Here is an 11,216-nt window from a genome sequence, read left to right on the forward strand (position 1 = left end):
ATGCACGCGCCCGTTTCCCCCAAGATCGACTCCCGCCAGGTGTTCGCCATCGCCGGTCCCGCGATGGTCGCGAACCTCACGACGCCGCTGATCGGCGTGGTCTCCACCACGGCAATCGGACGGCTCGACGATGCCGCGCTGCTTGGCGGCGTCGCGATCGCGTCGGTGATCTTCGACTGCCTGTTCTGGCTGTTCGGCTTCCTGCGCATGAGCACGCTCGCCTTCACTGCGCAGTCGCTGGGCGCGGGTGAGGTGCGCGAGCCGGCCGCGATCCTGGCGCGCGGCCTCATCGTTGCCGGCCTGATCGGCGCCGCGCTGATCGGGCTGCAATTGCCGTTGGCCGCGGTGCTGTTCGACCTCATGGGCGGCAGCGAAGGGGTGACGCATGCCGCCCAAACCTACTTCAAGATCCGGATATGGTCGTCGCCGTTCGCGCTCGCCAATTACGTCATCCTCGGCTGGCTGATCGGAAAGGCCCGTGCCAATTCGGCCTTGTTGCTTCAGGTCGTCATCAACCTCGTCAACATGGCGGCCACGATCCTGCTGGTGCTGGTCTACGACACCGGCATCGCGGGCGCCGCGATCTCAGCGTTGCTATCGGAAGCCCTCGGGTTCGCCCTGGGCGTGATCTTCTGCCGCCATTACGCCGAGGGAGGCTTTGCAGTGCCGTACAGGACGCTGCTCGACCGCGACAAGCTGTTGCGGATGCTGGCGGTGAATTCCGACATCATGATCCGCACCGGTGCGCTGATCACCGTGTTCCTGTTCTTCACTGCCAAGGGCGCGCAAGCCGGCGACGTCACGCTGGCCGCCAATTCCGTGCTCAACAACTTCCTGTTCATCAGCGCGTTCTTCCTCGACGGTCTCGCCAACGCGGCGCAGCAGCTCTGCGGTCGCACCCTCGGCGCACGCGATCCGAAAGGATTTGCCGATTCGACCCGGCTGGTGCTGTTGTGGGGGCTCGGCTTCGCCATCGTCGTCGCCGTGCTGTTCGCGCTGTGCGGGCCGGCTCTGATCGATGTCATGACGGCGAGCGAAGACGTCCGCCGTGCCGCGCGCGAATTCCTGCCGTTCGTCGTGCTCGCACCCATTCCCGGCGTGTTCGCCTTTGGCTTCGACGGCATCTATATCGGCGCGACCTGGGCGCGCGAGATGCGCAATCTCATGTTGGCCTCGCTCGCGATCTTCCTCGGCACCTGGTGGGCGCTGCAATCGTTCGGCAATGCCGGATTGTGGTGGGCGCTGATGGCCTCCTACCTCTCGCGCGGCGGCTTGCAGGCCGCGCGCTATCCGGCGCAGTTCAGGGCGACGTTCTGGAAGCCGTAGCCCGGATGGAGCGCAGCCTAATCCGGGGCCTTCGAGCCTGCGGACGGATTCCCGGATTGCGCTGCGCTCCATCGGGCTACGCGCAGCGCCTCACATCCCCGGCCAGTCTTCCGCAGTCAGCGTCGCAGCATCGGCGCCGACGATCTCGGACAGCGAATCCCGCCCGGTGCGGAGCAGCGTCGAGGTGAGGTCGCGCTTGATCTCGTCGATGAGTCCGAGGCCCTTATAGACCAGCGACGAATAGAGCTGGATGAGGCTGGCGCCGGCGCGGATTTTCGTCAGCGCGGCGCCGCCGGAGTCCACCCCGCCGACGCCGATCAGCGGGAATGCACCCTCGACACGCACATAGGTCTCCGCGACCATCCGCGTCGACAGCCGGAACAGCGGCCGGCCGGACAGGCCGCCTTGCTCCTTGGCGCGCATCTCCTCGCGAAGCGTGCTCGGTCGCGCGATCGTCGTGTTTGACACGATCATGCCGTCGACCCGGCGCGAGCGCGCGACTTGCACGACGTCGTCGAGCTGGGCAAGGCTCAAATCAGGCGCGATCTTGAGCAGCACCGGGGTGTCGCCGGCCTTCTGGCGCACCCGCTCGCGGGCGTCGATCACCCGCGCGAGGAGCTCGTCGAGCAGCGCGCCTTCCTGCAGATTGCGTAGGCCGGGCGTGTTCGGCGAGGAGACGTTGACGGTGAAATAGCTCGCGACCGGCGCAAAGGTCTCGATCAGCTTGACGTAGTCGGCGACCCGGTCCGGCGAATCCTTGTTGGCGCCGACATTGACGCCGACGATGCCGCCGTGCTGCGCGCGCGCAGCTAACCGGCGCAACGCGACATCCGCCCCGTCATTGTTGAAACCCATGCGGTTGATAATCGCTTCGTCGCGCTCGAGCCGGAACAGCCGCGGCCGCGGATTGCCAGCTTGCGGCTTCGGCGTCACCGAGCCGATCTCGACGAAGCCGAAGCCGAGTCGCAGCAGGGCGTCCGGCACCTCCGCGCTCTTGTCGAAGCCTGCAGCCATGCCGATCGGATTGGGAAAGTTGAGCCCGAAGGCGCGCATCGCGAGCTTGGGATCGTCAGCGCGCGGCTTGATCGGCGGCAGGAAGCGCAGGCCGTGGATAGCCAGGCGATGTGCGTCTTCCGGATCGAGCCAGCGTAGCACCGGCAGCGAAAAGGCGTCGAAAGCGCGAATCACGGCAACAGCTCCGGAGTGTCGTGGCTGCCGTCGGAGCGCATGTTGAGGTTCGTCACCGCGATCACCGCGCCGAGATCGAACTCGCCATAGAGATGTGGAAACAGCTCGTCATTGCGCGAGCGCTCCCATCGCAACTCAGCTCCGAGCGCGTCGCCGTCGACCTCGATCAGGAACAGCGCACGCTGCCCGAAATAGTGCTTGCGGAGGGTCTCGGGAACCTGGGCAGCGGTCGAGAAATGGATGAAGCCGTCGCGCGCATCGTCCGCGCTGCCAAGGTAGACACCCTGCCGTTCCGCCTCGCGCCAGGCCGAGGCCGGACAGATTTTGTAGATCTTGACCACCGCTACCGCAGCCCTGTTTGCTCTTTGAGTCTTTTGGGTTTTTTCGTCTCTCGGGGGTTCTCAAAACCCGGGCGGGACCGTAAAGGCCGCCCCTTCCGAACTCAAGGCTTAGAGCCAATTCCGTTCCGATGAAATCGGACCGTGGCTCTAAATTTCTGTGGCGACGCGTTTTCTGGGTACGAACCGGTGTTCGTCTCGCTTGGAACGCCTGTCCCGTCGCCGCTTGCGCGAAAAACCGGAAAACCGGTTGATTTGAGGACAGTTTTCCGGAGTTGCGACGGGCTGGACCTTCGATGGTCAGAGAGGCCAATGCGCAGAAGATACCGACGGTCAGAGAGGCCAATGCGCAGAAGATACCGACTCACGACCAGATATGGGTCGCGCTGGATCGGCTGGCGGAGCGCGCCGGCCTGTCGCGGCCTTGCCAAGCGCGCCGGGCTCGATCCCACCACCTTCAACAGGTCCAAGCGCGTCACCTCCGACAGCGGCGAGCGCTGGCCCTCGACCGAATCGATCGCAAAGGCGCTGACGGCGGCAGATTCATCGATCGACACCTTTGCCAGCCTGGTTGGCAACGAGGCAGGCGACGTCCGCTCGGTGCCGCTGCTCGGCTTCGCGCTGGCGGGTACGAGCGGCGTCTTCAACGAGGCCGGCTTTACGGTCGGCAAGGGCTGGACCGAATTTGCGCTTCCCACCGCCGAGGACAACCAAAGCTTCGCACTGCGGATTTCCGGCGAAGCGCTGCTGCCCGTCTAACGCGACGGCGACATCATTCTGGTCTCGCCCGGCACGCCGGTCCGCAAGGGCGATCGTGCCGTGGTGAAGACGAGGACGGACGAGGTGACGATCGCGACACTGAAGCGCCGCACGGCGACGGCGTTGGACCTGCAGCCGCTCGATGCGTCGTAAGTGCGCTCACGATCCAGGTGAGCGACCTCGCCTGGATCGCGCGGATCGTGTGGACGAGCCAGTGACCTCGCTTTTCGTCAGCGCAAGCTCGGCACAAGCCACCGAAACAGCAACACGGCCGCCAGAGCCCCCAGCATTTCCGCGACGAGGAAGCCGGGTACGTCGATCGGACGAATTCCGGAGAACGTATCGGTGAATGCGCGCGCCAGGGCGACCGCGGGATTGGCAAAGTCCGTGGCGGTGAACCAGAAGCCGGCTCCAATATAGGCCGCGACCGCGCCCGCGAGAGCGGATGGCCGCAGGCGGGAGCAGGTCCACACTATTCCGATCAAGCCGAACGTGACCAGGAATTCGCTCATCCATTGCGAGTGACCGCTGCGAAGATGGGATGACAGCGAGTAGGGCGGCAAGTCGAACATCGAGTCAGCAATGGCAACGCCGGCGACGGCGCCGGCCAATTGGGCTGGCAGGTAGAATATGGCGTCGCGCGGCGCGAGGTCGCCGCGAAATGCCAGCACCAGCGAGACGAGTGGATTGAAATGGGCGCCCGACAATGGCGCGAGCCAGACGATCAGGGCGTAGAGTGCGGCCCCCGTTGAGAGCGCGTTGGCGAGCAAAGCCAGAGCGACATTGCCCGCTGCCAGCCTCTCGCCAAGAATACCGGAGCCCACGATCGCGACCAGCAGGTAGGCGGTGCCAAGTCCCTCTGCCACCAGTGACCGCGCGAGCGAGGGGCTGTCGTTGCGATCGCCGCCACGTCTCAACTCGCTCAACGCATCCACCGAGAGCCTCACAGCACTTCGAAGATCTTGTAGGCGACGGCGCCTTCGACGAGATAACCCTTGCCGACGCAGACGATGTCGTTGAGCCAGGCATAGGTTTGCGAGCCGGTTTCGAACAGCGGATTGGTGCGGAAGTAATATCCGGCGGGGTCGACCTTGGTGCGTCGCGCCGGATCCGCCATGTCGGCGCGCAAAGCCGGCGGCGTCACCCAGCGGCCGCCATAGGTCATGTAGATCGGCTCGCCGTCATGGGTGCGCAGCGACAGCCTGACATCGAGCGTCATGGTGCCGTCGGCGCGAAACAACGCCCAGTCGCCGCCGCCCCGCAGCACCTCGCCGCGCAGGCGCGGGCCTTCGAACGAGCCCTTGGCTGCGCCGAACAGCACGCGCTGCCCAACGGGCCCCGCGCCGAAATTCAGGCGCGGATCGAGATCGACGACGACGTCGAAGAGATGCCGGGTCGCAAGGTCACCGGCGGACTTCACGCGTGGATCGGCCATGGTCTGGCGCTCCTTGATGTCGTGGACGGAAGGCTGTCGGCGATCTATGCCGCCTGCGCGGCGTCGCCAAACAGCTTGCGCCTGACCGCATCGGTCGAGACGCCGGATTGGGCGCAGAGTTCGGAGAGATCGAACACGAAGCGTTCATGCGCGATTCTGTCGTCACGAAAGGCAAAGGTGATGAACACCGGCAGCTCGGCCCGGCGGCCGTTCGGCACGACGCCGAAGCGATCGCCGGTCATCGTCATCCGCGCGGTGCCCCAGCAGACCAGCGTGCCGTCGGAACAGGCGTGGCCATCGAGCACGATTTGATAATCCGGAAAGGACTTGAAGAAGCGCGTCAGGATGCGCTCGTTTTCCGCGAGGCCCTGCACCCGGGTGCCGAAAGCGGGCGTCTCCAGCACCATATCCGGATGCAGGACTTCCAGCGCCGCAGGGACATCCTGCCGACTCTTCGCGACCGCCAGCCTCTCCGCCAGCTCGAACATGCGCCCGCCGTCCATGGCCACCTCTTACATTCTACGTGTTTAATACATACACAATGTATGTTATATGCCGTTTGATACCTGCGCGTCAAGTATTAGGTTGCGCGCGATGCGGGCGAAGGATCCTCCGAAGAGTCGTCGGGAAGAGTACAGCGAGGCCACCAGGCAGGCGCTGCTCGATGCTGGCCGCGCGGCCTTTGCCGCGCATGGATTTCAGGCGGCCGGCATGGAGGCGATCTCGCGGGCGGCGCGGGTGACGCGCGGCGCGTTCTACCATCACTTCGAGGACAAGAAGGCGCTGTTCGACGCCGTGGTGGTCGCCATGCAGCGCGAGGCCGCCGCCGGAATCGAAGCCGCGGCGCGCGGAGAGCGCAAGATCTGGGACCGTCTCAGCGCCGGCATCAATGCGTATCTGGACGCCTGCGAAGAGCCGAACTATGCGCGCATCGTCATCCAGGAAGCGCAGGCCGTGCTCGGCGAGCCGCGCTATCGCGAGATCGAGGAGACCTATCCGACCGCGCTACTGATCGCGACGCTACGGGCCCTGAAGCGCGATGGCGAATTGAACGCGGACGATGTCGATCTGCTGAGCCGGATGATTGACGCTATGATCTGCAAGATCGGGCTGCTGCTCCCCTACGCGGACGATTCCAAGAAGCTGCGCAGAAACGGACAGGAGATCGTCGCGGCCGTGCTCGAGACATTCCGCCAGAAGGCGTGAACCGGTCTCGACCTCGCGATCGCCCGTGGTCGGCGTGCTGATGACCGAGGGCAGGCCTAACGCGGCCTTCGGAAAGATCGTCAAGACCATGCCGGCGGCGGAAGGCCCCGCGTGAAAGCGGATGCGGGCATCGATCGATCCGCCACGCCATACTGCCAATGAGGCTCAGCTGTTTCCGCTATCCGGCTCGCTGACGACGCCGCCCGATCGCAGGTGGTCGAATGGCTGTTGCTGACCGACCCGATTCAGGTCCTGGCCACGGATGTCGCTGCGTTCGCAAAGCTCTATCCGATGAACGCGTGCCCGGTGCAGAAGGATACCGGCGTTACGTGCGCAGGTCGATCTGAGTGGAAGTGCCGTAGCCCGGATGTCGCCGCGCTCATCCGGCTACGCTTTTTCTGCTCGGCTAAGCGCTCCGCGCCAGCGCACCGTCGATCATGTTCACGGCGTTCTGCAAGCCGTACACCGCGACGAAGGAGCCGAAGCGCGGGCCCTTCTCCTGGCCGAGCAGGACCTGGTAGAGCATGTTGAACCAGTCAAGCGTGACGCCGGGACGGCCGTCCTTGCCCTTCTTGACCTGATCGAGGAACGGCTCGCGGCGGCCGATCTCGTAGACGACGTTCTGGATGTCCTCGGCCGAAGCCTCCGGCGCAAGCTGTGACAGCGCATCGCGCAGATCCTGCAAGGCAGCGCGCTCGGTCTCCGTGGGTTCGCGGAACTGCTTCGTCGGTGCGACGAAGTCGCGGTAATAGTTGATGGCGTAGCCGACCATCGCATCCAGCTTCGGATGGGTCTGCGGGCTCACGCCCGGGCGATAGCGGCCGATGAAGCCCCACAGCGTCTCGGCATTCTCCGCGTTCGACGACGACACCAGCGTCAGCAGAAGCTGGAACGTGACGGGCATGTCGAATTTTGGCGGCTTGCCGTTATGGATGTGCCAGACCGGATTGCCGAGCTGCTGCTTCGCATCCTGCTTGGCAAAGCCGTCGATGAACTGCTGATAGTCGTCGACGTTGCGCGGGATGACGTCGAAATAGAGTCGCTTGGCCGCCTTCGGCTCGCGGTACATGAACAGTGACAGCGATTCCGGCGAGGCGTAGCGCAGCCATTCATCGATGGTGAGGCCGTTGCCTTTGGACTTCGAGATCTTCTGGCCCTTCTCGTCGAGGAAGAGCTCGTAATTGAAGCCTTCGGGCGGCGTGGCGCCGAGCGCCCTGGCGATCGCGCCGGACAGCTTCACCGAATCGATCAGGTCCTTGCCGGCCATCTCGTAATCGACGCCGAGCGCGACCCAGCGCATCGCCCAGTCGGCCTTCCATTGGCACTTCACATTGCCGCCGGTGACTGATGTTTCGACTTCCTGGTTCGTATCAGGGTCGACATAAGTCACCGTGCCGGCCGCGACGTCGCGGCGGATCATCGGCACCTGCAGCACGACACCCGTCGTCTTGCTGATGGGCAGGAATGGCGAATAGGTGGCGCGGCGATCGGGACCGAGCGTCGGCAGGATGATCGCCATCACCTTGTCGTAGGCGGCGAGCATCTTCAGTAGCGTCGCGTCGAAGCGGCCTGATGTGTAGTAGTCGGTCGAGCTCGCGAACTCGTAGTCGAAGCCAAAATGATCGAGGAACGCGCGCAGCCGCGCATTGTTGTGCGCGCCGAACGACGGATATTCGTTCGAGAACGGATCCGGCACCCGCGTCAGCGGCTTGCCGAGATGCGCGGCCAGCATCTCCTTGTTGGGGACGTTGTCGGGCACCTTGCGGAAGCCGTCCATGTCGTCGGAGAAGGCGAGCAGGCGCGTCTTGATCTTGTCCTCGGTCAGCACGCGAAACGCATAGCGGACCATCGAGGTGCGCGCGACCTCGCCGAACGTGCCGATATGCGGCAGGCCTGACGGCCCGTAGCCGGTCTCGAACAGCACCTCGTCCTTGGGGCTCTTCTTCAGCCGCGCGACAATGGCCTTCGCCTGCTCGAACGGCCAGGCGTTGGATTGTTCGGCGAGCGCACGCAAATCGCTCGGGTTCGCGGCAAGATCGATAGCGGACATCTACAGAGGCCTCCGGGCCGCGGAAAATAGCGATTTCCGGGCAGAATGCAATTTTGCGAGACGGTGCAACCGCACCCACCGTCATTGCGAGCGAAGCGAAGCAATCCAGAATCTTTCCGCAGAAGCACTCTGGATTGCTTCGTCGCTGCGCTCCTCGCCGTGACGACAAGGAGGCAGCGAAGCTAAAACGGGCTCACCGAGAAATACCGCAGCCACAGATCGGTGTAGCGACCTTTTTCCCAGACGCGGAACAGGGCCCAGTTCAGGGCCTGGCGCAGCACGTCGTTGCCCTTGCGCACGGCGATGCCGATGCCTTCGCCAAAGAAACGACTCTCGACGAAGGGGCCGCCGGAGAAGGCACAGCAGTCGCCGGAATCGGTGCCGTTGATCCAGAACGCGAGCGAGATGGCGTCGCCGAAGATGAAATCGACATCGCCCTTGCGCAAGGCGGCGCGCATCGCATCGTCGTTGGGATAGGGATGCAGCTCGGCGTCGGTGAACATGGCCTTGAGATAGGCCTCGTGCGCAGAGCCGCCGATCACGCCGACTTTCTTGCCCTCGAGATATTCAGGCCGGACTTCCGGCATCACCGCGTCCTTGCGCGAGGCGAAGCGCGCCGGCACCCGGTAGTAGGGATCGGTGAAGTCGACCCGGGCGCGCAGCTGCGGGCTCACCGCCATCGAGGCGATGATGGCATCGCCGCGGTTGGAGGAGAGCGCATCGACCAGCGTCTCGAAGCGGCGCATCTGCACGGTGCAGGTGACCTTGATCTCCTCGCACAGGCTGCGTGCAAGATCGACATTGAAGCCGGCCGGATTGCCGTCGGCCCCGGTGTAGTTGAACGGCGGATAGTCGGTCTCGGTCAGGAAGCGGATCACGGTCAGGCGCGACAGGTCGGGCCGCTCCGGTCGCCGCCGCGGATCCCAGAAGCCGGGGACGGCCTGCGGGGCGGCCTGGGGTGCGACCTGCGGCGTTCCTTGGGGGGCCGCTGGGGGCTGCTTGGCCGGGGCCTGCGCCTGTGCGCCGGGCAGGCCCACGAGCAGGCAAACGCCGACCACCAGCCCGGTCAGCAAGCCACGGGCGGATTTGGACGATTTCGCCTGTTGCGATGGAGCCATCGGCTGAAAATGAACGAATTTCGTTGGGATCGGAGGGCCTTATAGCCCATCCGGCCGGGAACGCGAGCAGGATTGCGGTCAGGGTGCGCTCCCTTCCCCGCTTGCGGGGGAGGGTCGGGGAGAGGGTGCTTCCGCAATGGGACAGCCCCGATGAGGGGAGAGCCCTCACCCGGCGGGTTGCGCCGCCTCTCCCGCAAGCGGGAGAGGTTACACCGAGCCCGTCGCGCGAGCTCCCGGAAAACAAACGTCAAAGATACTTCTTCAAATCCGCCGCGGCTTCTTCCGGGGTTCGCTTCAGGTTGAACGGCGAGACGAAGCGGCCGTCGCGGTCCATCAGATAGATCAGTGCGGTGTGGTCCATGGTGTAGTCGCCGTCCTTGGTCGGGACTTTTTTGGCGTAGACCCGGTAGGAGGAGACGACCTTGGCGGTCTCGGCGGGATCGCCGGACAGGCCTTCGAGACGCGGATCGAAGCTCGACAGATACTCCTTCATGGTCGCGGGCGTATCCCGCTCGGGATCGACCGAGATGAAGACGGCATTGACCTTGTCGGCATCCTTGCCCATCGCGCGCAGCACTTCCGAGATCTCGAACAGCGACGTCGGGCAGACGTCGGGGCAATGGGTGTAGCCGAAGAAAATCAGCGTCGGCTTGCCCTTCAGGCTCTTGTCGGTGACGGCCTTGCCGTTCTGGTCGGTGAGCTGGAACGGGCCGCCGATGGCGGCCGGTTGCGCCACTTTGCTGACCCCGCCCATGGCCCAGAACATGATCAGGAGGCCGACAATGAGGCTTGCGGCAAAGGCGGTCGCGATCACCAGCGGACGGGCGGCGGAACTCATGAGCGGAAACTTCCTGTCGCGAATCAGAAGCAGGCGGCGAAACCGGTCCTGATCATTTCGAAGAACATCTGCGTGCCGTAGTGGAACCACAGCGCCAGCGCGCCGAGCACGAGCAATCCACCGATCGCCACGCCGGCCAACAGCAGCACGGACGGCGTCCGGCCGGCAGTGGGCGAATTGTCCTGGAGGCGATGTGCCGGATGTACTGGTTGAGCCATGGCAATGATGGGGGCAAAAGCCCGGGTTCCCAACCCTCAGATAGGCTTCGGCCCGCCCGTGGGCAAGGCGCCGCCAGCAGGGAAGCGCCGCCAGCAGGGAAGCGCCGCCAGCGGGCCAAGGCACTGCCGGCGGGCTAGAACGCCACAGTCAGGCCGAGAACGTCAGCGCAGGAGCTGGCCGCGGGCGGATTCGATCTGGTCCGCTTGCGGCATAGGCCGTCGCGACGGCTTGATCGCCGAGGCCTGGGCGTCCAGGTAGCAGGGCTTGTACATGGCCTGGAGCTGCCTGCCCTTCAGGAAGAGCATGTGCGGGGTGAGGCCGCCACGCTGGCTGATCCAGCGCTTCACCTGCGATGGGTACATCGCATAGAGCATCTGGGTCGCCTCGGCATTGGTAATGGCGCGGCCATTGCTGCCGAAATCCCAGGCCGCGTGGAAGCCAAGCGTCGCGCTCGAGGTCACGCAGATGCGGTCATGCGGGATCGCGCCGAGGACGATGGTGCAGGCGGAGGCGCAGAGGCCGTCGATGATGACGGTTTCGCCGGACTGACGCAGATCCTGGTACTTGTCGACGTAGGTTCCGATCCGGCCGCCGCGATCATCGGCGATCCGAACCACCGCGTGAGAAGCCCCCATGCCAGCGATCAACAGAACCGCCGCAAGCAACCCCGTCAGAAACTTCATTGGCCCCCGCCCCGGTCGAATTCGAATCTGCTTGTCAGGTGGTGATGCACGGCTAG

12 protein-coding genes and 2 pseudogenes are annotated in these 11,216 nt (G+C 64.7%); 4 read left to right on the top strand and 10 right to left on the bottom strand.

Annotation, left to right across the window (positions count from 1 at the left end; genetic code table 11):
• Window positions 1-1,326 (top strand): MATE family efflux transporter, encoded by a 1,326-nt coding sequence (locus IVB28_RS02030; protein ID WP_247524394.1) that lies wholly within the window; start codon window positions 1-3, stop codon window positions 1,324-1,326.
• A gap of 90 nt (window positions 1,327-1,416) precedes the next feature.
• On the opposite strand, the gene IVB28_RS02035 is transcribed toward IVB28_RS02030, so the two are convergent.
• Together IVB28_RS02035 and IVB28_RS02040 are read right to left on the bottom strand one after the other, a co-directional pair.
• Entirely contained in the window at window positions 1,417-2,514 is a 1,098-nt protein-coding gene (locus IVB28_RS02035) for a quinone-dependent dihydroorotate dehydrogenase (protein WP_247524395.1), read from the bottom strand.
• Entirely contained in the window at window positions 2,511-2,855 is a 345-nt protein-coding gene (locus IVB28_RS02040; RefSeq protein ID WP_247524396.1) for a DUF952 domain-containing protein, read from the bottom strand. The genes IVB28_RS02035 and IVB28_RS02040 overlap by 4 nt, the downstream gene beginning before the upstream one ends.
• A 293-nt stretch (window positions 2,856-3,148) precedes the next feature.
• Between IVB28_RS02040 and IVB28_RS02045 the strand changes: the two are divergent.
• Window positions 3,149-3,829: pseudogene (locus IVB28_RS02045) on the top strand (helix-turn-helix transcriptional regulator).
• A 12-nt stretch (window positions 3,830-3,841) separates the two neighbouring features.
• Here IVB28_RS02045 and IVB28_RS02050 read toward each other — a convergent pair.
• The 3 genes from IVB28_RS02050 to IVB28_RS02060 are packed head-to-tail and all read right to left on the bottom strand — an operon-like array spanning window position 3,842 to window position 5,549.
• Window positions 3,842-4,537: an aquaporin gene (locus IVB28_RS02050; RefSeq protein ID WP_276576207.1), complete on the bottom strand. Its 696-nt coding sequence runs from the start codon at window positions 4,535-4,537 to the stop codon at window positions 3,842-3,844.
• Between the two features lie 17 nt (window positions 4,538-4,554).
• The gene (locus IVB28_RS02055) at window positions 4,555-5,046 is read right to left on the bottom strand and encodes a DUF3237 domain-containing protein (protein WP_247524397.1); all 492 of its coding nucleotides are present in this window, start codon (window positions 5,044-5,046) and stop codon (window positions 4,555-4,557) included.
• Window positions 5,047-5,090: 44 nt separating this feature from the next.
• A complete protein-coding gene (locus IVB28_RS02060) occupies window positions 5,091-5,549 on the bottom strand; it encodes an ester cyclase (RefSeq protein WP_247524398.1) in 459 nt (152 codons plus the stop codon).
• Between the two features lie 91 nt (window positions 5,550-5,640).
• Between IVB28_RS02060 and IVB28_RS02065 the strand changes: the two genes are divergently transcribed.
• Together IVB28_RS02065 and IVB28_RS02070 are read left to right on the top strand one after the other, a co-directional pair.
• A complete protein-coding gene (locus IVB28_RS02065; protein WP_247524399.1) occupies window positions 5,641-6,252 on the top strand; it encodes a TetR/AcrR family transcriptional regulator in 612 nt (203 codons plus the stop codon).
• Window positions 6,253-6,277: 25 nt separating this feature from the next.
• Window positions 6,278-6,599 (top strand): annotated as a pseudogene (locus IVB28_RS02070) (carbonic anhydrase family protein); the annotation flags it as partial.
• 59 nt (window positions 6,600-6,658) lie between these two features.
• Here the strand turns inward: IVB28_RS02070 and IVB28_RS02075 are convergent.
• From IVB28_RS02075 to IVB28_RS02095, 5 genes are all read right to left on the bottom strand, one after another.
• Window positions 6,659-8,302, bottom strand: a complete 1,644-nt coding sequence (locus IVB28_RS02075; RefSeq protein ID WP_247524400.1) for a lysine--tRNA ligase — start codon at window positions 8,300-8,302, stop codon at window positions 6,659-6,661.
• 182 nt (window positions 8,303-8,484) lie between these two features.
• Entirely contained in the window at window positions 8,485-9,420 is a 936-nt protein-coding gene (locus IVB28_RS02080; RefSeq protein WP_247524401.1) for a transporter substrate-binding domain-containing protein, read from the bottom strand.
• 247 nt (window positions 9,421-9,667) lie between these two features.
• Entirely contained in the window at window positions 9,668-10,258 is a 591-nt protein-coding gene (locus tag IVB28_RS02085) for an SCO family protein (RefSeq protein ID WP_247524402.1), read from the bottom strand.
• A gap of 23 nt (window positions 10,259-10,281) precedes the next feature.
• Entirely contained in the window at window positions 10,282-10,476 is a 195-nt protein-coding gene (locus tag IVB28_RS02090) for a hypothetical protein (RefSeq protein WP_247524403.1), read from the bottom strand.
• A gap of 162 nt (window positions 10,477-10,638) precedes the next feature.
• A complete protein-coding gene (locus IVB28_RS02095) occupies window positions 10,639-11,160 on the bottom strand; it encodes a hypothetical protein (RefSeq protein ID WP_247524404.1) in 522 nt (173 codons plus the stop codon).
• Window positions 11,161-11,216: the final 56 nt, after the last annotated feature.

Origin of the sequence: Bradyrhizobium sp. 199, from assembly GCF_023073355.1 — a bacterium.
In the GTDB taxonomy this organism is placed as follows: domain Bacteria; phylum Pseudomonadota; class Alphaproteobacteria; order Rhizobiales; family Xanthobacteraceae; genus Bradyrhizobium.